We start from the raw sequence: 23,680 nt of genomic DNA, 5'->3' as shown, positions 1-23,680 counted from the left end.
TCCCTGATGATTTCAGAAGAACAGCGACGGATCGCCAGCCCGGGACGTTAAACGGCCATTAGCCATCAATCCCATTGTTTCCAGCCACGCTTCAAACTCCGGCGATGGGCGCAGGTTTAGAAGCTGGCGCACGGTAGCGGTATCGTGGAATGCCGTGGTCTGGTAATTGAGCATGATGTCGTCACCCAGCGGCATCCCCATGATGTAATTACATCCGGCGGTCGCCAGCAGGATCATCAGGTTCTCGTTGAGATTCTGGTCCGCATCTGCGTGGTTGGTGTAACAGCAGTCACAGCCCATAGAGATGCCACTTAACTTGCCCATGAAGTGGTCTTCAAGCCCGGCACGGATAATCTGCCGGTCGTTATAGAGGTACTCCGGCCCGATAAACCCGACAACGGTGTTGACGATGAAAGGATCGTAATGGCGTGCCAGGCCGTAATTTCTGGCTTCCATTGTCACCTGATCGGCACCAAAGTTTGCCCCGGCGGAAAGTGCCGAACCTTGCCCGGTTTCGAAGTACAGGCAGTTTTCCCCGGCGATGCGGTTGAACTCCGCTCCTACCGCACGAGCCTCATCCAGCATAGCTAACTCAACGCCGAACTCTTTTAGCCCCTTCTCGCTGCCACAAATACTCTGGAAGATAAGCCCGCCTGGCGCGCCACGCTTGATGGCCTCAATTTGCGTGGTGACGTGCGCCAGTACACAGCCTTGCGTCGGAATCGAATACTTGTCGATAACGCTGTAAATGGTGTCGAGCACGCGGGTTAAGTTGCCTACATCATCCGTCACCGGGTTGACGCCAATCACCGCATCGCCCACACCAAAACACAGCCCTTCGTAAATTTGTGCTTCGATACTACGCACATCATCACGCGTATCGTTCGGTTGCAGGCGCGCACTAAAGGTGCCCGGCAAGCCAATTGTGGTATTCGCTTTTTTGATGACCGGCATTTTTTTGCCGCCATAGATCAAATCCGCGTTCGAGCAGATTTTAGCCACTGCTGCTACCACTTCGGAACTGATGCCTTTGCGTAAAAAGGCAATATCATCAACGCTGGTCTCATCACTGAGGATGTACTCGCGCAGCTCGCTGATGCTCCAGTTTTTAATCCGCGCATAGGACGTTTCGTTGATGTCGTCCTGGATAATGCGCGTCACGCAGTCATCTTCATAAGCGATAACCGGGTTCATGCGGATATCCGCAACCGTCATCTCAGACAACACCTGTTTTGCCGCCACACGTTCCTGTGAACTGTGAGCAGACACGCCCGCCAGCACATCGCCGGAACGTAATTCGTTGGCTTTCGCCAGCACTTCTTTAACATCCTTGAACTGATAAACTTGCCCAAACAGCGTGGTTTTTAGTTTCATTGTGTCGATCCCTCAGGAAGGAAAGGCGAGTGATTTAATGGTTACCGGGACGACGGCTCCGCCAAACAACGGCAAACCAATGTCGATATAATCGCCAGTGCGGGTGACCACTTCGTCAATCACCGCAAGCTTGCGCTGCTCCATTTGTGGATACAGCAGCATCCCCAGCGCCTTGCCCAGATCCTGTTCCGCGACAACAATAAGCGGCTGCAGACCTGGGTTGCGTTGGGTAAAAATATTCACTGCATTGATGACCAACTGCACAGTGGCGTAGCTGGTAGAAAGCTCCGGTGGAATGGCAAGCGCGTAGCTGTCTTGCGCGGCATTAAGGTCCATTAGTGCCAGCCCCTGTTGCCAGTTATCAGCCAGCCCGTCGTGCCCGACAGGGTGAACAACCGGAATATTGCGCAGCGGTAATGTCAGCTCATCGAGCCAGATGGTGCTACCCGAAAGCGAGAGTGTATGTGCGCCAGCGCCAATTACGGTGGCACGAACGGTTTGATCGGGAACTTGTACCGGTAGCGAAGCAAATCCAGCATGGCGATGAATCGCCTGTGCCAGAAGCGGGCCAATATCACCAAAGATAAATGGCGTTTCTGGTGGCTGGCGGTAGCATTCCCCCACTCCACCAGACAGCGTGATCACATCGGCGGGCTTTCCAGCGGGCAACGCATCCGTCATTAACAGACGTTGTGCCAGTGGTGTAATCTCGCCTGCGATAACTTCATAAAGCAGTTGTGCCATGCGGTCGGCAACGGCTTCAAGCTGTGTAGGCGTTAGTGTTTTTTTACCTTCACCGAACAGCTCATCGGCAATCCACTGCCCTGGGCGATGGATGAAAGCGACGTTGCCTTGAGTGTCGGTTTCAAACAAGCGCCCCCCCACATTCAGGCAAGCCGAGGCGACAACTTTACCGCCTTCGAACAGCACATAGTTTGCCGTGCCGCCACCGATATCAATATTCATCACCCGGTTTAATTGACGCTGCGATAACGCCTGCGCTCCGGAGCCGTAACCAGCAATGACCGACTCAAGATGCGGCCCTGCGGTGGCGACAACAAAATCGCCCAGTCGCTGGGCTAGCGCCATCACGGCTGGCCGCGCGTTGCGGGTTTTAGCTGTTTCACCAGTGATAATAATGGCACCAGAATCGATTGTTTCTGGTGCAATGCCCGCAGCCTGATACTGAGCGAGGATAAGGTTTAATAGCTCGTCCTCACGCAGATGGCCGTCAACATCAACAGGGGTAAAGAACACCGGGCTTTGCCAGGTAATTTCACGTTTTACGAACTCATAGCGCGGCACCTGCGAAATAGCAGCCCGGTTCACCAGCGCAAGACAGGAGAAAATCACCTGTGTTGTCGTGGTACCTACATCAATACCCACGCTAATCAGTTCGCGGATTTTCACGATTGCGCCTCCACAGACGTAGCCACAACCTGAGCACTTTCTTCCTTAGGCACCAGCAGCATTGCGACACCAATCGCGGTCACGCCACCCACCAACTTGCCGACAATCATCGGGAAGATCATCGGTGACATATTGGCCGCAGCAAAGCCCAGGTGGTCGCCCAGTGCAAAAGCCGCCGAGACTGCAAACGCACAGTTGATGACTTTGCCACGCGCATCCATATTCTTCATCATGCCGTACATCGGGATATTATTAGCAAGTGTCGCCACCATGCCACCCGCTGCAATATTGTTAATTTTCAGCAAATTACCAACGCGCATTAGCGGTTTGTCAAACCAGCGAGTCAACAGCAGCACCATTGGGTAAGCGCCCAGTAACACGCAAGAAATCGAACCAATCACTTCGATAGCACGCATCACTTCGCCGGGTTTATCACCCTCACTCATAAAGATAGGATCAAGGCCTGGGATCAGTGTCCAGCCTACAAGGAACTTCACCACTGCTGCCGCAAGGCCAACAGTAATAATCGCGACGAGAATTTTGGCGAAAATCTGGAAGCCGTTAATCATTTTTTCGGGGATAAACTTCAACCCCAGTGCCACCAGAATTGCCACGATCAGAACCGGGATCATATTGAGCAGAATCAGGCTCATAGTGAATTCAATCGGCTGCCCGTTCACTTCTACGCCGGAATACATCGCCACCAGGCCACCGGCAATACAACCAATTGGGATCGTCACAATTCCCGCCAGCACGCCCAGCGCCAGATAACGCCGGTCGGAAGGTTCAATAATGCCCAGTGCTACAGGGATCGAGAATACGATGGTTGGCCCCATCATTGAGCCGAGGATAAGCCCTGAATATAGCCAGGCTGCTACATCGCCCCCGGCCAGTTCTTTAGCGAGGAAGAAACCGCCCATATCACAAGCCAGCAGTGTTCCGGCGAACATCGAAGGGTTCGCGCCAAGCATTTCATAGACCGGGATAATCACCGGGCCAAGCAGGTACGCCAGAACCGGGGCCAGCGCAGTCATCCCGACCATCGCTAATCCCAGCGCGCCCATTGCCATGAAGCCCTCTTCAAACTGGCTGCCAGAACCGGAAATGCTTTTGCCGAGCTTGCCAAGCCCGATAAAACCGAGGATTTTTTCTGACCCGCCAAACTGAGTAAACACCCGGTCGACAGCAGCAATCAGCATAAAAATCATCATGATGTACATGATAATGTCGTTAATACCCATATCCCTTCTCCTTCGTCGCCTGCGGGCAGGCGGGTGTAATGTCCGTTCAGGCGTCCTGATACAGCGTGATAATTTGGGCTTCCGTCACAGTGCGTGGATTGGTGGTAATGCAAATGTCGCTCATGGCTGCGTGGGCAAAACCGGCAAAGTCGGCATCACGCCCTCCAGCGGCGCGTAATCCGCTGCCAAGTTCAAGTTCATCAATCAGGTGTTCTACAAAAGCGATACTCTCGCTTGCCGCACAAGGTTTTCCCGTCAGCGCATGGCCAATTTCGCTATACGCTGTTTTGCAAACTAACTGATTAAACTTCATGACTGCGGGCAACATGATGGCGTTTGCCTTGCCATGTGGAATGTCGTATGCCGCGCCAATCTGGTGAGCCGTCGCGTGGCATAACCCTAGTCCCGCGTTAGAAAACGCCATTCCCGCCATATAAGACGCAAGCATCATCGCTTCACGCGCCACCAAATCATGCCCCTGCCCAACAGCTTGCGGTAACGCCTGACAGATGCTGTTAATCGCGCGATACGCAAGCCCACGAGTCAGCGGTGTACCATTACTTGCTACGTAGGCTTCAATGGCGTGGGTTAAGGCGTCGATTCCTGTTGCGGCGGTAATATGTGGCGGGACACCAAGCGTCAGACAAGCATCAATAATCGCTAAGTCTGGGATCAGCATGGCGTGAACCAGCACCTGTTTACGGTGAGTTTGTGCCGCAATAATCACCGCTACATTGGTGGCCTCCGATCCTGTTCCCGATGTAGTTGGAATAGCGATAAACGGCAGGCGGCGATTGAGGCGTGCTCCGCCGACAAGACTTTCCAGGGGGAGCTCAGGATTGGTAGCAATAACGGCGACTACTTTCGCCGCATCCAGAACGGAACCGCCACCTAGTGCGACAATGCCATCACACTGGCAACGGCTGATTTGTTCAACCGCCGCACCTATATCACTGTCGACAGGCTCTCCCGGCGGGCAAGACCAGATTTCATATGCGATGCCGCTATGTTTCAGATTACGTTCCAGAACCTCAGTCATTCCAGCACGGTGCAACATGCCATCGACCATCACCAAAGGGCGATTAATACCGCGCTCGCGCAGCGCTTCACCACAACGCGCCACCGCCCCCGGTCCCATAAACGTGGCGGGCGGAACAGCAAACTCACGCACGTTGCGAGCATTCATCATGTCCAGCGCCTGATATAACGCGGATTGCATTTCTTCACTGTGCATGAGCACCCTCTACTTGTGCCATGCCGCACACCGCGATGGCTAATGGCGTCATGAAAATGGAATGAGGGGGAAGCTGAACGGTGATACCTGGAAAACGTTGGCGGAATAACCCTGCAACACCCGGTTGCATACAAGAACCACCCGCCAGCCAGAGCTGTTCGACGTCGTAACCTTCAATGTGGCGAGCAACAATGTCTGCCATTTTTTCGTAAACCGGACGAACCACCGGCCAGAGGCTGCCGTCGCTATTGCGCTTCATTTGTTCGGCGTCTTCTAGTGCAATGCCTTGATTACCTGCGAGCGTGAGGGAAATATGGTGCCCACCAGTCGCTTCATCCCCGGAGTAAATCACTTGCCCTTGTGACACCACAGCAATGCCGGTTGTGCCACCGCCAATATCCACCACGGCCGCTTTGTCGAGCTGCAACATATCGGCAACGGCTGTCGGTTCATCCAGCACACGGCTCACTTCAAGCCCTGCGGACTCCAGCACGTTGAGCGAAATTCGCGGGTCTGTTCCCGGCGGGAATGAGGTCGCAGCATGGCTAAACCGAAAGCCCAGTTGCTGCTCCAGCGTGTCGAGGTGGCGGCACACAATCTGCACCGCACCAAAGAAATCCCACACCACGCCATCACGAACTACATCGGCCCAGTCAAGGCAAACGGCAACGGGCTGGCAGTCGTTATCGACAACCAGCGACACCACATCGCAAGTGCCAAGATCGATACCCAGCCACAGCGGTTGCTGTACCGTTTTCGGTTGCCCGTTACACAGCAAAGACGCGTTTCTTAAACGGTCGTTGAGCCAGGTCTGCTCGGTGCGTGCCATTACTGCCTCCTTAAACGATGCGGAATCCATCTACCAGTACGCAACGACGCAGGCGCACAAAGGTTCTGGCTGATGTCACACCCTCACCGGTTGGCGTGGTGATGGTCATAGAGGTCCAGCCCTCGCCACCCAATCCCAGTCCGGCAATACAAGGGCCGTTCTTGACGAAAATACTGGTGTCGATGGCGTTCGCCATGGCATTCATATTGTCGATATTGCGTGAGTGCATAGCGGCGGTGTGATGGCAACCACCTTCCAGTTTCACCGCAAGCGCAATGGCTTCGCTGACGTTTGCCACGCGGATCATCGGCAACACGGGCATCATCATCTCTGTTACAGCAAACGGATGACGCGCAGTGGTTTGTACCAGCAGCAAGCGTGTTTCAGAGGCAACGTTGAGGTCGATAGCTGCGGCAATTTTGGTAGCATCACGCCCGACCCAGTCACGGCAGACTTGCCCTTTACCTTGTTCATCAACATTTTTCAGTAGCACTGGCAGCAGTTTTTCGGCCTGTGCATCACTGAGTAAAACTGCGTGATTGCGCTGCATTTCTTCAAGCAGGGCGTCGGCCACGCTTTCCACCACAATCAGCACTTTCTCGTCAGCGCATATGATGTTGTTATCGAATGAAGCGCCCTGCACGATGGCTTTTGCTGCGCGAGGAATGTCGGCAGTTTCATCCACTACAACCGGTGGATTACCCGCACCCGCCGCAATCAAACGTTTGTTGGTGTGCTTACGTGCGGCATCTACTACCGCTTCACCGCCTGTCACCACCAATAAACCGATGCCGGGATATTTGAATAATCGCTGCGCGGTTTCGATATCAGGATTGAGCACCGTGACCAGTAAATTCGCTGGGCCGCCTGCCGCAACGATGGCTTCGTTAAGCCATGTGATGGTTTGCTGCGAGACTTTTTTTGCCGCCGGATGCGGAGCAAATACCACGCTATTTCCGGCTGAAATCATGCTGATGGCGTTGTTGATGACGGTCGCTGCAGGATTAGTAGAAGGTGTAACCGAGGCCACCACGCCCCACGGTGCATTCTCGATGAGTGTCAGGCCGTTATCACCCGTTAACACTTGAGGGGTCAGGCACTCAACGCCCGGAGTACCACGAGCCTGAGCTATATTCTTGGCACATTTATCTGCAACACGGCCCATTCCGGTTTCCGCGACAGCCATTTCGGCAAGCTGTTGCGCATGTTGTTCGCCCGCCAGGCGAATTGCCGCAACGACTTTCTGGCGCATCGCCACGCTGGTTAAGGCTTTTTGGGCGACACTGGCTGCCTGAACGGCGTCATCCAGTGAGGCAAAAACGCCTGTACCGCAAGGTGGGGTAACAGGTTCTGGCGCTGAGTTAGCGGCCATTCCTGCCAGCACGGCTTTCACCACCTGCTCAATTTGTTGCCTGTCCATGTCGTTCAATCCTCACTATTTATGGAAGATGATTTCTCTGTCCATGACCACTTCATCGACAATGCCTATCACGCACATGTCGACCGGAGAGGCTTCACTATGGTGCGCACGGCGAGCGGAACTACCGCCCACCAGCAACACCCACTCGCCGTTTCCGGCACCAATGCTGTCGGTGGCTATTGCGCACTCGCCGCTCGGCTCACCCTGACGGTTAATCATCTCCACCATCAGCAACTTGTCGTGTTCAAGTCCGCTATGGCGGACTGTGCAAACGATTTGACCAATGACCATTGCCAGCTTCATGCTCGCCTCCGGACAAAATTCAGGTACAGCTATCCCGTGCCGCCCTGAGGCTGCCAGATGACTGAATTAAGGAAAGGTGACGTCCGGGGGTGACGTCACCGGCTATCAATCGATAGTCTTGTCGCTACCCAGGCCAATTGGGAACACTTCTTCCAAATCGCCATGTGGACGTGGGATGACGTGAACGGAAACCAATTCACCAATGCGTTGGGCTGCAGCAGCTCCGGCATCGGTTGCCGCTTTACAGGCCGCCACATCACCACGAACCATTGCTGTTACCAGCCCACCGCCGATTTGCTTTACTCCAACCAGTTTGACGCGAGCCGCTTTGACCATCGCATCCGATGCTTCAATCACTGCTACCAAACCTCTGGTTTCGATCAGTCCTAATGCTTCCATGATTTATTTCCTCTCACTCGGTTAAAAATCTAGTTTTATCCAGCTTCACTGTTTGCCCTCTCCCTGAGGGAGATGGTTGGGGTGAGGGTGGTTTGAGCCACCAGCACCAACTCAATAATTTCGCGGGTACTGCATCCACGGGAAAGATCGTGCAAGGGCGCGCTTAACCCCTGAATCAACGGGCCGAGAGCGCGAAACCCTCCCAACCGTTGTGCAATCTTGTAGCCGATATTGCCTGCCTCAAGCGACGGGAATACCAACACATTCGCCTGCCCTGCCAGCACACTTTCAGGTGCTTTTTGCGCAGCAACCTGGGGAACGAAGGCCGCATCGAATTGCAATTCACCATCCACACACAGTTCAGGTGCTCGTTCACGCACGATGTCTGTTGCCTGTTGAACGGTGGCGACACAAGGGTGCCTGGCACTGCCGTTGGTAGAAAATGACAACATGGCGACGCGAGCGGGTTGCCCGGTAATGGCCTGCCAGCTTTGTGCACTACTGATAGCAATATCAGCAAGCTGCACCGCAGTTGGTTGTGGCACTACGCTGCAATCAGCAAATCCAAGAATCCGCTCCCCTTCGGGTGGCAGCATCAGAAACAGTGAGGAAAGCGTTTTAACCCCCGGTTGTAGTCCAATGACTTTTAATCCAGCACGCAAAACAGCTGCTGTTGATGAAATATTCCCCGCAATACACACATCAGCTTTCCCTGCTTTAACCATTGCGGCGGCAAACCAGAGAGGGTCACGCAAGCGTTCTGTTGCGTCATCCGGAGTTTTGTCACCCTGGCGCTGAGAAAGCTGCTGATGAAATTGCACCAGCCAGTCATGTGATGTTGCCGGATCAATAATATGTAACCCATCGAGCGGCAGCCCTGCCGCGAGGGCGAAATGGCGTAAGGCAAATGGATTGGCCAGGATGATGGGTTGTGCCAGGCCATGATGTTGCAGGTAATGCGCCGCTTCTATTACACGAGCATCCTTCGCATCCGGGAAAACAACCCGGCGTGGCTGGTTTTGGGCCTGGCGGCGGCAGCGATCAAGCAGCATGTTGGCCTCCTGTCAGGCGCCGTTGTAGCGCAGATGCATCCGGCCACTCTTTTTTCAGGCACAAGATCATCAGTACATAAACCGCACTCGATAGGCGATTCAGCGCCTGCAACAAATCAGCTTTTTGCACGTGGTAATCCACACCGATAAACACCGTTGCGGCACAAATTTCGGTTTCGCGGATCCTGGTACGCAGAAGATTGAGCAATGCCACATCACGCCCGTGAGCGGCATCTGGCACCAGATGATCATGCCCCAGGTATTTCAACGGTTGATGAGATAACCGGTGTAAATCGTCAGCCGATAACCCAACGATATGCTGTTCTGGTAGCGCCTGATCCAGAGCATCAGCACGCATGATATTCCCAAGCAAAGAGCGGATATCTGCAAGCCAAAGTGCCGCTGTTTTATCAAACTCAGTTTGTAGCCACACCGCAGTCGCAATGGTGCTATCAAGGCTTGCGCGAAACGCCAGACGAGGATCGTTTTTCGCCACAAACACCTGCGCATTGAGATGAGTTAGCGTGTCTGGTTTTTCCTTCACTTGCTGCTGGCACAACTCACAATGGGCTACCTGCGCTACTGCCTCACTCGTCAAGCCATGAACTGGCTGTAACTGCTCCTGCATTTCAACAAACAACCGTCCGTCGTCATCCTGGAATTTCACCAGTAAATGACGAGCGTCAATCAACTCGCGGGCGGATGGCGTCATACGGCTGTCAGCAGGCAGACGAATTTCGCTCCCTTCGCTGAGGGTATGGTTTGCCCGCAGCCAGTCTTCGGTGATGAAGGTGCTCATACGCGCCTCGCCTTAGCATTCCTGCCAGTTGGCAGGCCAGGCAACATAAAGAAAACGAACGTGGCCTGGGGTGCCAAATTCAATACTGGAGCCTTTCGGGATAAACATCACATCCCCGGCTTTGCCGATAAGCGTTTCGCCTTCGTGGCGAATATGTAATTCCCCTTCCAGCACCATATCGATTTCGTCGTAATTCAGCGTCCAGGGGAAAAAGCCGTTTTCCCACTGCATAAAACCCGCGGCCATGCTGCTGCCATCTGCGCCTGTCACCAGATCAGTTAGCCCAACGCACGGCTCTTGCGCACCATCGAAACGACCAAACTTTACCGAGCTGCCATCAATGACTTTAATTCCGCCCTTGCCCGTGACCGCGTGGAAGCTGGGCTGCATTCCGCTGCCCGAGCGGGTTTTCTGCTCTTGCTCAACTTTATCGATGAGTTGTGCCATCAGGCTTTCCGTGAACTTACCTTCAGGTAACTGAGAGAGGATTTCTTCACGAATACGCTGACGTTCAGAACGAGGCGGCGTATGGTCTGCTGCCACCGGGCCTGCATCCTCTTCGACTAAGGTTATCTCGAGTTGGTCGGCAACCACGCGGGCTTCGGGCGTGACAATCGATTCTTTTAGCACGAAAGCGATAGTTTTAAGGCCACGAGTCTGGGCTTCACGAACATCGTTTGCAGTAATCAGCTTTTTCATTGAACAGGTTCCTTCAGGCCTGCGACTTCGGCCAGATAATCCTCAAGTTGCCTGACGCTCTCAGCATCCAGGCTGTTCAGTGCAAATATTGGCGACGTAAATCCTGAGTCAATTAGCATCGCCTGCGTTTGGGCAATATTTGCATCGGGCAAATCAATTTTGCTTATTACCGCAACCTGTTGCAGGTGCGGGTAAATATCCAATAAACCGGCGGGAATACGGCATTGCGAATCATTGGCAGCATGGACATATATCAATAAATCCGCATCAATCAGGGTATTTATTAATGCACAATATAAACGAGGGTGGCTGATAAATTCCCCCGGCGTATCAATATTCCCTGCATCGCTAAATTCAACCGCCTGAGTTTTTCTCGCCAGTGAATAATTTCCCTGTAATGCGTTAAACAACGTTGTTTTTCCCGCGCCCACGGTGCCGACAAAAACGATGCGTTTCATCAGACCTAGCTCCGCGTCATGGTACAGACGGTATAGTTAAGAATGCTGCTCAGGCCGGTAATCGTTTGTTGTAATGCTTCTTCTACCGACCCGACCGAACCGTAAACCACCAGTGCGCCGCTAAATCTGTCCAGAAAACCTATTTGTACGCTGGCAGCTTTCGTGGCGAGATCACCTGCTATCATTGCCGTTTCACCGGGAGTCAGCGTCATAATGCCAATGGCTTCAGCGCCGGGCACACCTATTTTCTTTGCCAGTTCTTCGCCTGGGTGGGCAATTAAATGCGCCAGTGTTACCTGTTTTCCAGGAACAAATTCCTGAATAATGCGTTCCTTTTCCATTGCGCCTCCTGAAGAATTACCGCCATGCTGACAATAAACTGCAAAAGGGAATAACAAATTTCGGCAACTAATGGGGAAAGGTGAAGTGGATCACTCAATAAATACAGAAAAGCACGATTATTCATTTCAGGATGTAAATAAAAAGCGGCGGGATAATATCCCACCGCCATTATTATTTATTTTTGAATAATTCCTGATTCAGGCTATTTATCAAACCACCGCGGTTGTTAAGCGCGATGTGCAACAAAGCCGCCCTTGCTCGTCGCTGATTTCGATTTGCCAGACCTGGTGCCTACGCCCAACATGCACTGCAGTACAAACACCGCGCACGATACCTTCACGCGCGGAACGCAGATGGTTGGCATTAACCTCAAGCCCGACAATTTTCTGCTCGCCTTCGGTACACAAGTACCCGGCCACAGAACCGAGTGTTTCAGCTAACACCACCGACGCACCGCCGTGCAACAGGCCAAATGGCTGGCGAGTGCGGTTATCAACCGGCATAGTGGCTTCCAGCTCGGTTTCTGTGATGCGGGTAAATACGATACCCACATGCTCCACCATATTGTCAGCGCCCATTTTATTAAGCGCATCCAGGTTTACTTCACGTCGCCAGATCATCCCATAATCTCCAGTAGTGCCTGTAGCGGATGGCGAACACCGTTGCCTTCCACACGTTTGACCTGGCTGCGGCAGGAATAGCCGGTTGCCAGGCAGCGTTGGCGCGGCAGGCGCTGCATTGCCTGGTGCCACGAAAGCTCGTAAATCCCCAGTGAGTTAGCATGGTTTTTAACTTCATGCCCGTAGGTTCCCGCCATGCCGCAACAGCCGACGCTGACGTTTTCAAGTTTTGCGCCCAGGCGCGCAAATATTGCCGCCCACTGGTTTGGCGCAGTGGGTAGTGCGGTGACTTCGGTACAGTGACCAAACAGATACCACGACTCACCACCAACGCTTGTCATTTCACGGTTTTCCAACACAGCAGGCAACCATTCATGCACCAGTTGAACGTGGAAATCACCGCGTTCTTCACCGAGCGTCTGCTTATATTCGTCGCGATAGCAGAGCACCAGAGCCGGGTCGACCCCCACCATTGGCATTCCCAATTTCGCAATGCGGTTGAGGAAGTCCGACGTTTTACGCGCGGTGCGAGCGAATTTTTGCAGGAAGCCTTTGATGTGTTGCGCTTTGCCGTTGGGTGAGAATGGCAGAACTACCGGCTCGTATCCCAGCTTTGTCACCAGGCGCACAAAATCCGCCACCACTTGCGCATCGTAGTAACTGGTGAACGGGTCTTGCACCACCAGCACCGTTTTAGCTTTCTGCTCAGCACTGTAGCTCTCAAGCTGCTCAAGTGTGGTATTTGCTGAAATGTGCCCTACTAACTGCTGCTGCAACGATGGCGTCGAGAGCATTGGGAGATCGATCATGCCGATATGTTTGGCAGATAGACTACGTACCCACAGCTGACTCATAAAGAAGTTGAAGGTCTTTGGCGCACGCGCCATTAACGGTGCATAGCTTTCGACAGTTGCCACCAAATGGTCACGCATTGGGCGCAGATAGCGGGTGTGATAGAGCTGCAAGAAGCGAGAGCGGAATTCCGGCACGTCGATTTTAATTGGGCATTGCGTTGAACACGCTTTGCAGGCCAGACAACCCGACATCGCCTCTTTCACTTCATGAGAGAAATCATATTCGCCTTTACGGGCATGCCAAGTATTGCGTGTACGTTCGATAAGCGTACGCAGGCTAGCGCGTTTTTCCGGCAACTGTTTTTCGAGTGCATCCGGGTCAACGCCACGGTCGGCAAGCAAACGCAGCCATTCACGTGTTAACGTCGCCCGCCCTTTTGGCGAGTGAATACGGTTGCTGGTAATTTTCATCGACGGGCACATCGGGCTTTTCACATCGAAGTTAAAGCACAGACCATTGCCGTTACACTCCATTGCACCGCGCCATGAGGTGCGCACCGCTATCGGGATTTGCCTGTCGAAAGTACCGCGCTTCACCGCATCGACCTGCATCATTGGGTCATCCACACCTAACGGCGGGCAGATTTTCCCAGGGTTCAGGCGGTTATCCGGGTCGAATACCGCTTTGATGCGACGCAGTTCTTCATATAACGTTTCGCCAAAGAATGCCGGGCTGTATTCGGCACGGAAACCTTTACCGTGTTCGCCCCACAATAAACCGCCATATTTCGCGGTGAGCGCAACCACATCGTCAGAAATGCGCTTCATCAGCACTTCCTGATGAGGATCGGTCATATCCAGCGCCGGACGCACGTGTAAAACGCCCGCATCGACGTGGCCGAACATGCCGTAACTCAGGTTATGGCTATCAAGCAACGCGCGGAACTCAGTGATGTAATCAGCCAGATGTTGCGGCGGTACACAGGTATCTTCCGCAAACGGGATAGGTTTCGCCTGCCCTTTCGCATTACCCAGCAGGCCAACGGCTTTTTTGCGCATGTTATAAATGCGCTCGATACCAGCCAATTCGGTACAAACCTGCCAGCCGATAACGCCACCTTCGCCTTGTGAAATCAGCGAATCGAGACGCTCACATAGTGACGCAACCTGGTCTTCGATGAGCGCCAGGTCATCACCCGCAAACTCCACGATATTCAGACCCAGCATCTCTTTGCCTGGAACGTCGGTGATTAATTCACTGACCGAATGCCAGACGATATCCTCACGCGCCAGGTTCAGGACTTTTGAATCGACGGTTTCGACGGAGAGCGCACGGGCTTCTACCATAAACGGCGCGTTGCGTAGCGCGGAGTCGAAGGAGTCGTACTTGATATTCACCAGGCGGCGCACTTTTGGCAGACGCGTGATATCCAGTTTCGCCTCGGAAATAAACGCCAGCGTGCCTTCTGAGCCGCAAAGAATGCGTGTCAGGTCGAACTGCGAAAGGTCGTCGTTGAAGACGTGGCGCAGATCGTAGCCGGTCAGGAAGCGGTTAAGTTTCGGAAATTTATCGATAATCAACTGACGATGTTCGCGGCAACGCCCAAGCACCGTGTTATAAATTCTGCCGGTTGGGCTTTCGTCGCGCCCCATTTCTTCAGCAAGCATTGTCGCCATCGGGTGCGTGTCGAGAATATCGCCTCCCAACAACACAGCACGAACGCCCATAACGTGGTCAGACGTTTTGCCGTAAACCAACGAACCTTGCCCTGAAGCATCGGTATTTATCATCCCGCCGAGCGTGGCGCGGTTACTGGTAGAAAGTTCCGGTGCAAAAAAATAGCCGTACGGTTTCAGGTATTGGTTGAGCTGATCTTTAATCACACCTGCTTCGACCCGCACCCAACCCTGCTCGGGGTTAATTTCAATGATGCGATTCATATAGCGCGACATGTCGACAACGATGCCTTTATTCAAGGACTGACCGTTAGTGCCGGTGCCGCCACCGCGTGGTGTAAAGACCAGTGTTTTGAAGCGTTCCTCAGAGGCCAATCTGGCAAGTAATGCCACGTCTGCCGTAGAACGAGGGAATAACACCGCATCTGGCAACAGTTGATAAATACTGTTGTCAGTGGCCATGGTGAGCCTGTCAGCGTAGCTGGTGGCGGTATCGCCGGTAAAACCTTGTTGTTCCAGTGCCTGCAAAAAATTGAGCACCAATTGAACAAGACCTGGTGCCTGAGAAATTTGTGGGATCATTAGTGGGTCGACCCTGCCTGACGTTATAAGTTGTGAGTTATCGTTTGCGTTTAATAATTCTAATACCCTAAATAATTCGAGTTGCGAGCAGGCGACATGGCCGTAAGTCCCCAGGAGCATAGATTGCTATGTGACTGGGGCGCACGGGTGTAGTCAACACACCTGCGGCTCGAATTATGACGGGCATTCGTTTTTAACACATTTTATTCAGACATTCCCGTCTGTTTTGTCCCTGTCCAAAATCGAGGAAATACATCATCATTAACACATCCGCTTCGCGGTTTTAACGTGGCGTTTTGCCCGTTATCAGTAATTAAGGGATTTTATCTATGGTTAAAGTGAGTCAGCCAAAGGATCTGCTACAAATCCTGCTGTCGGTGTTGTTTATCTCGGTGATGATCATCGCCTGTTTGTGGATAGTGCGCCCATTTGTTCTTGGTTTTGCCTGGGCAGGTACAATCGTGCTCGCCACCTGGCCACTGATGCTCAAAGTTCAGAAATTATTGTGGGGAAAACGCTCACTCGCCGTTCTGGTTATGACGCTATTGCTGTTGATGTTGTTTGTTATTCCGGTGGCGTTGCTGGTGAATAGCCTGGTAGATAACAGCGGCCCGGTTATTGATTGGGCGACCAAAGGCAATATGGAGTTACCGAAATTTGAGTGGCTTAATACCATTCCGCTTATTGGCGACAAACTCTACGCAGGCTGGAATACACTGGTCGAGAGTGGTGGCAGTGCCATTATGGCGAAAGTGCGTCCATATATCGGCACCACAACAACCTGGTTCCTGGGCCAGGCGATACACGTAGGTAGTTTCCTGATGCATTGCGGCCTGATGCTGCTGTTTAGTGTGCTGCTGTATGCGAAAGGTGAAACGCTAGGCAATGGGATTCGCCACTTTGCATTCCGCCTCGCGGGAACGCGTGGTGATGCGGCTGTATTACTTGCAGGGCAAGCGATTCGCGCTGTAGCACTTGGTGTAGTTGTCACCGCACTGGTTCAGTCGGTTTTAGGTGGCGTGGGGCTTGCCATCTCCGGTATCCCAAATGCGACACTGCTAACCGTAGTGATGATGTTATGTTGCCTGGTGCAAATCGGCCCATTGCTGGTGCTGGTGCCTTCAATTGCCTGGTTGTACTGGACCGGTGATAACACCTGGGGCACGGTGCTGCTGGTATGGAGTTGCGTAGTCGGCACGATGGATAACTTTATTCGTCCGGTACTGATTCGTATGGGCGCGGACTTGCCGATGATCCTGATTCTTTCCGGCGTTATCGGTGGGTTGATTGCCTTTGGCATGATTGGCCTGTTTATCGGGCCGGTTCTGCTGGCAGTCTCTTACCGTTTGATTTCGGTATGGATGCACGAGGCACCAGCGCCGCAGGATGACCCGAATGAAGTCGTGGAAGTCCTTGAAGAATACGAATAAGTACACCACCTAAAACGAATGTTGCTTCTACAACTGTAGGAGCAACATAACTAAACTGATTAACACTACTTATCAATTCCAGGCTTGCCCCCCTCTCCAGAACTCCTTGATGCATTAAACATCCCGTAATGTGACCCCAACCGTTTACTTTCTATTAACTATTGAGACGAATCCGAGTGACGCTCCAGGATGAGATGCCTACTATTACTTCACGGCTATGAATCAACACATTGATTTATAAGCATGGAAATCCCCTGAGTGAAACAACGAATTGCTGTGTGTAGTCTTTGCCCATCTCCCACGATGGGCTTTTTTTTGGGCTACCCTGCATGCCAGATGTCATAAAAAAAGACCCATCATGAACAAGGTAATGCCGTTCACTTAACGCTTGAAGACTTCAATGCTGCCATATATGCGATGAGCCCTATCAGCTTCAGATGGGTAGTTTCTGCCGCTGGCGCGGCCAGAATTGATAGGGGGATTACAGAGTATTACTGACGCGAGGGGTACCGGGAGAGGATAAATCTGCAATCATCTGGCCGCCAGAGCCAGCGGAAAGTCTTTATCTATAGAGCTAAAAACATACCGGGCATTGCCACATTGATGCAACAACACCTGGTAAGTAGCCAATTATGTCCATCTCGCTTTCTGTACGGCGAGCACTTCTACTGGTATTTCCCTGGAAAGAATCAAACCCTGATGGCAGTGAATAATTGGGTGAGTTAACTACCTGATATTTTTGGTCTGCTGCCCTTTATATAGAAATATTTTGTATGTTATGTGCTGAACTATCTTATTAAAGAGAATTGATGGTTTAAGGCCCTATTTGCAAGTCTAATTTAATATGGTTAAATGATGGTTTAGGGAACTCGGGTTAATAGCCCTTCAATGGAATTGAACCATGAAACTAATATTGACTATAATTATGATTACTACCCTCTCTGGTTGTATTACTGGATATTCAGCAGACAGGGAGAAGCTTTTAGCTATTTCTCCGTGGGGAATAACAGAGATAATGTGATTTGTGTTAGCTCAATCAGGTGCGAAATTTACGGTTTACTTCACGGAAGTGTCGTTGTGGCGTAAATTACTAAATATTATGGTCAACTATAACTGGCCATAATATTTGAGTTTCAGGAGTCGATGTATCTCTTCGTTTGGCTGTAATCAACGGTTATCTTCATGTACTTAAGCCCAGTCCCGGTTCATTCAAATACTGGTCGCGCAGAGTAGTTACAGTTAAACCCCATGACTTGATCGGGTATGACCACCGGTGTCAGCAGACAGGCTTTATCTGCAGACACCGTCACAATTAAAAACCTTTAATCCTTCAATCCCTTTGCAGCCATAGCTGCCGCCGCATGCAAGAGCTGGTTGTGGCTAGTTGCTCGTTTTCATTAAAATCAGCTTTGATTCATCGCCCTATTTTTAGATTGGCTTAGACATCACTTAACGCGAATCAAGTCCAATAGTAAACCGTTCGGAAGTGAAAGCGGGATTGTGACTGCATTTAGGAAAACCGAAGGAACTCTGCTTACAGTTCTGTTTCCTTGAATCGGAGACCCGAATTATCGGGCCTCCATTCCTTAAGTGAACGACATAACTCAAGAACAAGGAGCCTTTGTAGACTTCTGGCGGATGACTCCACCCTATTAAAGAACTCTATTTATTGGTTTCTGCGAGACTTAGCCAGGTTTGCACCACGGTGTCAGGGTTCAGAGAAAGACTATCGATCCCCTCTTCCATCAACCAGGCTGCAAAATCTTCATGGTCGGATGGACCCTGACCGCAAATTCCCACATATTTGCCCTGTTTCTTCGCCGCTTTAATTGCCATCGACAGCAGTGCTTTCACCGCATCGTTGCGCTCGTCAAACAGTTCAGAAACTACGCCGGAGTCGCGGTCCAGCCCCAGCGCCAGCTGAGTCATATCGTTTGAACCAATGGAGAAACCATCAAAATATTGCAGGAACTCATCTGCCAGCAAGGCGTTAGATGGGATCTCACACATCATGATAATTTTCAGCCCGTTCTCACCGCGTTTCAAACCCTGACGTTCCAGCTCTTCCACCACTGCTTTGGCCTGCGCAACAGTTCGTACGAACGGCACCATCACTTCGACGTTAGTCAGGCCCATGTCGTTACGTACCCGTTTCATTGCAGCACATTCCAGCGCGAAACAGTCGCGGAAGCTGTCAGCCACGTAACGGCCTGCGCCACGGAAACCGAGCATCGGGTTTTCTTCATGCGGCTCGTAACGCTCGCCGCCCACCAGGTTGGCGTATTCGTTAGATTTAAAATCAGAGAGACGCACGATAACGCGCTTCGGCCAGAATGCCGCACCGAGTGTCGCAATCCCTTCCGTCAGGCGAGCGACGTAAAACTCAACCGGATCGTCATAACCTTTCATCATCTCGCGGATTTCTTTTTGCAACGCAGGCTCTTGCTGGTCGAACTCCAGCAACGCACGCGGATGCACGCCAATCATACGGTTGATGATGAACTCCAGACGCGCCAGTCCCACGCCTTCGTTCGGCAGGCAGGCAAAATCAAATGCACGATCCGGGTTACCAACGTTCATCATGATTTTCAGCGGCAGATCCGGCATGGTATCTACCGTTGAACTGTTGATGCTGAAATCCAGTAGTTCCTGGTAAACATAACCGGTGTCCCCTTCGGCGCAGGAAACCGTAACGTTCTGGTCATCCGTCATGCGTTCAGTGGCATCGCCACAACCCACAACAGCAGGAATCCCCAGTTCACGAGCGATAATCGCCGCGTGACAAGTACGGCCGCCACGGTTGGTGACAATTGCCGCCGCCTTTTTCATGATCGGTTCCCAGTCCGGGTCGGTCATATCGGTGACTAAAACGTCGCCTGGCTGAATGAGGTTCATCTCGCTAATGTCATGAATCACTTTAACCGGGCCCGCACCGATGCGATGACCGATAGCGCGTCCTTCAGCAATGATTTTGCCTTGAGAATGCAGCTGGTAACGCTCCATCACCTGACCCTGAGAACGCACGGTTTCCGGGCGAGCCTGGACAATAAACAACTTGCCAGTGTGCCCATCTTTGGCCCATTCGATATCCATCGGGCGGCCATAGTGTTTCTCAATTTGTACAGCCTGCTTCGCCAGTTCCTGCACTTCTTCCGGCGTGATAGAGAATTTATCGCGGTCAGCTTGCGGCACATCTTCGATACGCACCTGCTTGCCATGCTCCTGGCTTGGAGCATAAACCATACGGATTTTTTTCGAGCCCATATTGCGGCGCACAATCGATGGTTTACCGGCAGCTAAAGTTGGTTTGTGAACGTAGAATTCATCAGGGTTAACGGCACCCTGCACCACCATTTCACCCAGACCATAGGCGGAGGTGATAAACACCACCTGGTCAAAACCAGATTCAGTGTCGATGGAGAAGAGCACGCCAGAGGATGCAAGGTCTGAACGAACCATGCGCTGGACGCCAGCCGAGAGCGCAACACCACGGTGATCATAACCCTGGTGGACGCGATACGAGATAGCACGGTCGTTGAACAGGGAAGCAAATACATGCTTCACGGCAATCAATACCGCGTCATAACCTTGTACGTTGAGGAAAGTTTCTTGTTGTCCGGCAAACGACGCATCTGGCATATCTTCAGCTGTTGCAGAAGAACGCACGGCAAAAGAAGCATCAGCATCGTCTGAGGAAAGCTGTTCGTAAGCATCATGAATGGCTTTTTCAAGCTCAGGCTGGAATGGTGTATCGATTATCCATTGGCGGATTTGCGCACCGGCTTTTGCAAGCTCAGTCACATCGTCAATATCCGTTTTGTCCAGCAATTCATAGATACGCTGGTTAACACCACTCTGATCAAGAAACAGGTTAAATGCCTCGGCCGTGGTGGCAAAACCATTCGGCACGGAAACACCCATACCGGAAAGGTTAGTAATCATTTCACCCAGAGAGGCATTTTTGCCCCCGACCCTGTCTACATCATTCATGCCGAGTTGGTTGTACCAAAGCACCAGCGGTGACGAGTTGGACATCGAAACAATCCTTTTGTGATATATAAATGAGAATTACATTACATCCCTTTTAGATTGGCATAATTAGATGAGGGAATAAAACAGGTGAATCGTTCAAGCAAAATAAAAATTTGAATTTTTCAGATATATTTACATTTTATCTAACTTGTTGATTCTTAATTTAATCCCTATATTAATAAAGGTTTATCAAGAAAGTAAAAATGAACCGTACATTTCATTAAAAATAAAAACTACGTTTCAGTTTTAAAAATGAAATGAGATTGATCCAGGATGGAAGGTTTTAATTTATGCTTCAGCCTATGTGAAACATTTCAGGAATAAAAAATGGATAACTCAGCAGACAGGCAAGTTTTTTATATTTCCGATGGCACCGCGATCACCGCCGAAGTCCTTGGACATGCGGTTATGTCTCAGTTTCCTGTTGCCATTAACAGCATCACGCTGCCGTTTGTTGAAAACGAAAGCCGGGCCAATGCGGTGAAAGAACAAATCAATGCCATTTATCAACAATCTGGCGTGCGTCCATTAGTGTTCTACTCCATCGTTTTACCAGAAATTCGCGATATTATTTTGCAAAGTGAAGGTTTTTGTCAGGATATCGTGCAAGCGCTGGTTGCGCCTTTACAGCAGGAATTAAAGCTGGAACCGACGCCGATTGCTCACCGAACTCACGGTCTTAATCCGGGCAATTTAATCAAATATGATGCGCGTATTGCCGCCATTGACTACACACTCGCGCATGATGACGGCATTTCAATGCGCAATCTCGATCAAGCACAAGTTATCTTGCTTGGCGTATCGCGCTGTGGCAAAACCCCAACCAGTTTGTACCTTGCGATGCAGTTTGGTATTCGAGCGGCAAACTACCCGTTTATTGCCGATGATATGGATAACATTCAGCTGCCAGCAGTGTTGAAACCTTTACAACATAAGCTCTTTGGTTTGACTATCAACCCAGAACGTCTTGCGGCAATTCGTGAAGAGCGCCGTGAAAACAGCCGTTATGCGTCGATGCGCCAATGCCGCCTGGAAGTGGCTGAGGTTGAAGCCCTATTTCGTAAAAATCAGATTCGCTATCTCAACAGTACCAATTACTCGGTTGAAGAGATGGCGACCAAGATCCTCGATATCATGGGCTTAAATCGTCGCATGTACTAACAAACTAGTGCAAAGGTGCAATTTTGTATGGTAGGGTGTACAGAATCTGGTGGTAACGATTCAGTTCTACGGTTGAATTCAACATAAATTGGTTTATCGTGACTGCCATCACTTCCCGGTACTCCTGCCGAGCTGAAGACAAAATTTCTGAGACACCCAATGAATAAAACAGATGAATTGCGCACAGCGCGCATCGATAGTCTGGTAACACCTGCGGAACTCGCACAGCGTCTGGCTGTATCCCAGGAAGTTGCACAAAACGTAACGGCTTCCCGTCGCCGGATCGAAAAAATTCTTAATGGCGAAGACAATCGCCTGCTGGTGATTGTTGGCCCTTGCTCAATCCATGACCTGGATGCGGCAATGGATTACGCCCGTCGATTGCAGACTGCACGTGAGAAACACCAGCATCGTCTTGAAATCGTGATGCGCACTTACTTTGAAAAACCGCGCACGGTAGTCGGTTGGAAAGGGTTGATTTCAGATCCCGATTTAAACGGTAGTTACCGCGTAAACCACGGTATCGAGCAGGCGCGCCGCCTATTATTGCAGGTGAATGAACTCGGCGTGCCAACGGCGACCGAATTCCTTGATATGGTGATCGGGCAGTACATTGCCGATTTGATTAGCTGGGGTGCGATTGGCGCACGTACCACCGAAAGCCAGATCCACCGTGAAATGGCATCTGCCCTTTCATGCCCGGTCGGTTTCAAAAATGGCACCGACGGCAACACGCGTATTGCAGTTGATGCCATTCGTGCCGCCCGCGCCAGCCATATGTTCCTTTCGCCGGACAAACACGGCCAGATGACCATTTACCAAACCAGCGGCAACCCGTACGGCCATATCATCATGCGCGGTGGCAAACAGCCGAACTACCACGCAGCCGACATCGCCGCGGCGTGTGACAGCCTGCATGAGTTTGATTTGCCAGAACAACTAGTGATCGATTTCAGTCATGGCAACTGCCAGAAGCAGCACCGCCGCCAGCTCGAAGTTTGCGAAGATGTCTGTAACCAAATTCGCAATGGTTCGCGGGCAATTGCGGGCGTTATGGCTGAAAGTTTCATTCGTGAAGGCACGCAGAAAATTGTTGCCGGGCAGCCACTGGTGTACGGACAATCAATTACCGACCCTTGCCTGAACTGGGAAGACACCGAAACGCTGCTCGATATGCTGGCAGACGCAACGGATAGCCGTTTCTAAATTTTCGGTGGATGACGATCATCCGCACTATAACCGCATTTCCCAGGTCGGATTAGCGTAAGCGACATCCGACCTTTTCCCCTCTTCCGCTCAAAATTGATCCATTCACAAATTTCTTACAAATAACACTTGATGATGAAACATAGTTTATTGATAATGATTATCATTGTTACATTGATTGTCATTTGTAAACAGAGTGAAACATGGATAAAGCATTCACCCCTACGAATCCGCAATCTGCGGCTGGCCCACGTCAGATAGACAGCAAGCTTTTGCTCGGCCCTGACGGACGAGTGGTTATTGTTCACGAAGGCCAGCAATATCAGTTAAGACAAACTCAGGCCGGGAAGTTAATCCTGACCAAATAAATTCCCTTCATACTTCAAGTTGTAGGTGCGTTAGCGACTCGCCTTCCTACAACTCGAATTATTTAGGGGGAATAGAACCTAAATACAACCCAAATTATTTCTCCGAAATAGTTCGAGTTGCATCGCGGCGACAAGTGAACGAATCCCGATGAGCTTACATAAGTAAGTGATTCGGGTGAGTGACGCAGCCAACAAAGATGCGGCTTGAAATATGAAGGAGAAACGCAAGCCACCCAGGTTTTTCATCATC

General features: G+C 51.4%; 20 protein-coding genes and 1 other RNA gene. 5 read left to right on the top strand and 16 right to left on the bottom strand.

Going from position 1 to position 23,680, the window contains the following annotated elements:
• Window positions 1-12: 12 nt before the first annotated feature.
• The 15 genes from LVQ76_RS11695 to ydiJ form a co-directional block, all read right to left on the bottom strand.
• A complete protein-coding gene (locus tag LVQ76_RS11695) occupies window positions 13-1,374 on the bottom strand; it encodes an ethanolamine ammonia-lyase subunit EutB (protein WP_134183073.1) in 1,362 nt (453 codons plus the stop codon).
• A gap of 12 nt (window positions 1,375-1,386) precedes the next feature.
• A complete protein-coding gene (eutA, locus tag LVQ76_RS11690; protein WP_232921705.1) occupies window positions 1,387-2,784 on the bottom strand; it encodes an ethanolamine ammonia-lyase reactivating factor EutA in 1,398 nt (465 codons plus the stop codon).
• Window positions 2,781-4,025: an ethanolamine utilization protein EutH gene (eutH, locus tag LVQ76_RS11685; protein WP_232921704.1), complete on the bottom strand. Its 1,245-nt coding sequence runs from the start codon at window positions 4,023-4,025 to the stop codon at window positions 2,781-2,783. The genes eutA and eutH overlap by 4 nt, the downstream gene beginning before the upstream one ends.
• 46 nt (window positions 4,026-4,071) lie before the next feature.
• Window positions 4,072-5,259 (bottom strand): iron-containing alcohol dehydrogenase, encoded by a 1,188-nt coding sequence (locus LVQ76_RS11680; protein WP_232903796.1) that lies wholly within the window; start codon window positions 5,257-5,259, stop codon window positions 4,072-4,074.
• On the bottom strand, window positions 5,249-6,088 hold the full coding sequence (gene eutJ / locus LVQ76_RS11675) for an ethanolamine utilization protein EutJ (RefSeq protein WP_232864318.1): 840 nt from the start codon (window positions 6,086-6,088) through the stop codon (window positions 5,249-5,251). The genes LVQ76_RS11680 and eutJ overlap by 11 nt, the downstream gene beginning before the upstream one ends.
• 10 nt (window positions 6,089-6,098) lie before the next feature.
• Window positions 6,099-7,508 (bottom strand): aldehyde dehydrogenase family protein, encoded by a 1,410-nt coding sequence (locus LVQ76_RS11670; RefSeq protein ID WP_232921703.1) that lies wholly within the window; start codon window positions 7,506-7,508, stop codon window positions 6,099-6,101.
• Between the two features lie 15 nt (window positions 7,509-7,523).
• Window positions 7,524-7,811 carry an ethanolamine utilization microcompartment protein EutN gene (gene eutN, locus LVQ76_RS11665; RefSeq protein WP_134183085.1) on the bottom strand — a complete coding sequence of 96 codons (288 nt, stop codon included), beginning with the start codon at window positions 7,809-7,811 and terminating at the stop codon, window positions 7,524-7,526.
• Window positions 7,812-7,916: 105 nt separating this feature from the next.
• Complete coding sequence (gene eutM, locus LVQ76_RS11660) at window positions 7,917-8,210, bottom strand: ethanolamine utilization microcompartment protein EutM (RefSeq protein WP_034455942.1); 294 nt, start codon at window positions 8,208-8,210, stop codon at window positions 7,917-7,919.
• Window positions 8,211-8,245: 35 nt separating this feature from the next.
• Entirely contained in the window at window positions 8,246-9,262 is a 1,017-nt protein-coding gene (gene pta / locus LVQ76_RS11655; RefSeq protein WP_232921702.1) for a phosphate acetyltransferase, read from the bottom strand.
• The gene (gene eutT, locus LVQ76_RS11650) at window positions 9,252-10,061 is read right to left on the bottom strand and encodes an ethanolamine utilization cob(I)yrinic acid a,c-diamide adenosyltransferase EutT (RefSeq protein WP_232921701.1); all 810 of its coding nucleotides are present in this window, start codon (window positions 10,059-10,061) and stop codon (window positions 9,252-9,254) included. The genes pta and eutT overlap by 11 nt, the downstream gene beginning before the upstream one ends.
• 12 nt (window positions 10,062-10,073) lie before the next feature.
• Entirely contained in the window at window positions 10,074-10,760 is a 687-nt protein-coding gene (gene eutQ, locus LVQ76_RS11645) for an ethanolamine utilization acetate kinase EutQ (protein WP_232903801.1), read from the bottom strand.
• A complete protein-coding gene (gene eutP, locus LVQ76_RS11640; RefSeq protein WP_232864313.1) occupies window positions 10,757-11,218 on the bottom strand; it encodes a EutP/PduV family microcompartment system protein in 462 nt (153 codons plus the stop codon). The genes eutQ and eutP overlap by 4 nt, the downstream gene beginning before the upstream one ends.
• A gap of 5 nt (window positions 11,219-11,223) precedes the next feature.
• A complete protein-coding gene (eutS, locus tag LVQ76_RS11635) occupies window positions 11,224-11,559 on the bottom strand; it encodes an ethanolamine utilization microcompartment protein EutS (protein WP_232864312.1) in 336 nt (111 codons plus the stop codon).
• A gap of 210 nt (window positions 11,560-11,769) precedes the next feature.
• The gene (gene menI / locus LVQ76_RS11630; RefSeq protein ID WP_134183097.1) at window positions 11,770-12,180 is read right to left on the bottom strand and encodes a 1,4-dihydroxy-2-naphthoyl-CoA hydrolase; all 411 of its coding nucleotides are present in this window, start codon (window positions 12,178-12,180) and stop codon (window positions 11,770-11,772) included.
• On the bottom strand, window positions 12,177-15,233 hold the full coding sequence (gene ydiJ, locus LVQ76_RS11625; RefSeq protein WP_232921700.1) for a D-2-hydroxyglutarate dehydrogenase YdiJ: 3,057 nt from the start codon (window positions 15,231-15,233) through the stop codon (window positions 12,177-12,179). Before ydiJ ends, menI begins: the two co-directional genes overlap by 4 nt.
• 329 nt (window positions 15,234-15,562) lie before the next feature.
• On the opposite strand from ydiJ, the gene ydiK reads away from it, so the two are divergent.
• Both ydiK and rprA read left to right on the top strand, forming a co-directional pair.
• Window positions 15,563-16,663 (top strand): AI-2E family transporter YdiK, encoded by a 1,101-nt coding sequence (gene ydiK, locus LVQ76_RS11620; protein WP_232921699.1) that lies wholly within the window; start codon window positions 15,563-15,565, stop codon window positions 16,661-16,663.
• Between the two features lie 211 nt (window positions 16,664-16,874).
• Window positions 16,875-16,982: antisense sRNA RprA (gene rprA / locus LVQ76_RS11615), an RNA gene on the top strand.
• 1,343 nt (window positions 16,983-18,325) lie between these two features.
• Here rprA and ppsA read toward each other — a convergent pair.
• Window positions 18,326-20,698, bottom strand: coding sequence for a phosphoenolpyruvate synthase (gene ppsA / locus LVQ76_RS11610; protein ID WP_232864310.1), 2,373 nt, complete (start codon window positions 20,696-20,698; stop codon window positions 18,326-18,328).
• Window positions 20,699-21,022: 324 nt separating this feature from the next.
• Here ppsA and ppsR point away from each other — a divergent pair, with 324 nt between their 5' ends.
• The 3 genes from ppsR to hemP all read left to right on the top strand — a co-directional run bounded on the left by ppsR (window position 21,023) and on the right by hemP (window position 23,430).
• Window positions 21,023-21,856 carry a posphoenolpyruvate synthetase regulatory kinase/phosphorylase PpsR gene (gene ppsR / locus LVQ76_RS11605; protein WP_151996135.1) on the top strand — a complete coding sequence of 278 codons (834 nt, stop codon included), beginning with the start codon at window positions 21,023-21,025 and terminating at the stop codon, window positions 21,854-21,856.
• Between the two features lie 159 nt (window positions 21,857-22,015).
• Entirely contained in the window at window positions 22,016-23,062 is a 1,047-nt protein-coding gene (gene aroH, locus LVQ76_RS11600) for a 3-deoxy-7-phosphoheptulonate synthase AroH (protein ID WP_134183107.1), read from the top strand.
• Window positions 23,063-23,265: 203 nt separating this feature from the next.
• Window positions 23,266-23,430: a hemin uptake protein HemP gene (gene hemP / locus LVQ76_RS11595; RefSeq protein WP_034455958.1), complete on the top strand. Its 165-nt coding sequence runs from the start codon at window positions 23,266-23,268 to the stop codon at window positions 23,428-23,430.
• Window positions 23,431-23,680: the final 250 nt, after the last annotated feature.

The sequence above is a fragment of the Buttiauxella cochleicola genome (assembly GCF_021283185.1).
Classification (GTDB): Bacteria; Pseudomonadota; Gammaproteobacteria; order Enterobacterales; family Enterobacteriaceae; genus Buttiauxella; species Buttiauxella massiliensis.
The sequence above is the reverse complement of the archived record's forward strand: the minus strand, read 5'-3'. Positions and strand labels throughout refer to the sequence as shown.

Bases quoted from the DNA above. Each gene is read 5' to 3' on its own strand.
- pta (WP_232921702.1), bottom strand. From the start codon at position 9,262: ATGCTGCTTGATCGCTGCCGCCGCCAGGCCCAAAACCAGCCACGCCGG.
- ppsR (WP_151996135.1), top strand. From the start codon at position 21,023: ATGGATAACTCAGCAGACAGGCAAGTTTTTTATATTTCCGATGGCACC.
- eutM (WP_034455942.1), bottom strand. From the start codon at position 8,210: ATGGAAGCATTAGGACTGATCGAAACCAGAGGTTTGGTAGCAGTGATT.
- eutQ (WP_232903801.1), bottom strand. From the start codon at position 10,760: ATGAAAAAGCTGATTACTGCAAACGATGTTCGTGAAGCCCAGACTCGT.
- eutP (WP_232864313.1), bottom strand. From the start codon at position 11,218: ATGAAACGCATCGTTTTTGTCGGCACCGTGGGCGCGGGAAAAACAACG.
- ydiK (WP_232921699.1), top strand. From the start codon at position 15,563: ATGGTTAAAGTGAGTCAGCCAAAGGATCTGCTACAAATCCTGCTGTCG.
- LVQ76_RS11680 (WP_232903796.1), bottom strand. From the start codon at position 5,259: ATGCACAGTGAAGAAATGCAATCCGCGTTATATCAGGCGCTGGACATG.
- hemP (WP_034455958.1), top strand. From the start codon at position 23,266: ATGGATAAAGCATTCACCCCTACGAATCCGCAATCTGCGGCTGGCCCA.
- eutS (WP_232864312.1), bottom strand. From the start codon at position 11,559: ATGGAAAAGGAACGCATTATTCAGGAATTTGTTCCTGGAAAACAGGTA.
- eutN (WP_134183085.1), bottom strand. From the start codon at position 7,811: ATGAAGCTGGCAATGGTCATTGGTCAAATCGTTTGCACAGTCCGCCAT.
- eutH (WP_232921704.1), bottom strand. From the start codon at position 4,025: ATGGGTATTAACGACATTATCATGTACATCATGATGATTTTTATGCTG.
- eutT (WP_232921701.1), bottom strand. From the start codon at position 10,061: ATGAGCACCTTCATCACCGAAGACTGGCTGCGGGCAAACCATACCCTC.
- eutJ (WP_232864318.1), bottom strand. From the start codon at position 6,088: ATGGCACGCACCGAGCAGACCTGGCTCAACGACCGTTTAAGAAACGCG.
- LVQ76_RS11670 (WP_232921703.1), bottom strand. From the start codon at position 7,508: ATGGACAGGCAACAAATTGAGCAGGTGGTGAAAGCCGTGCTGGCAGGA.
- ppsA (WP_232864310.1), bottom strand. From the start codon at position 20,698: ATGTCCAACTCGTCACCGCTGGTGCTTTGGTACAACCAACTCGGCATG.
- aroH (WP_134183107.1), top strand. From the start codon at position 22,016: ATGAATAAAACAGATGAATTGCGCACAGCGCGCATCGATAGTCTGGTA.
- menI (WP_134183097.1), bottom strand. From the start codon at position 12,180: ATGATCTGGCGACGTGAAGTAAACCTGGATGCGCTTAATAAAATGGGC.
- ydiJ (WP_232921700.1), bottom strand. From the start codon at position 15,233: ATGATCCCACAAATTTCTCAGGCACCAGGTCTTGTTCAATTGGTGCTC.
- LVQ76_RS11695 (WP_134183073.1), bottom strand. From the start codon at position 1,374: ATGAAACTAAAAACCACGCTGTTTGGGCAAGTTTATCAGTTCAAGGAT.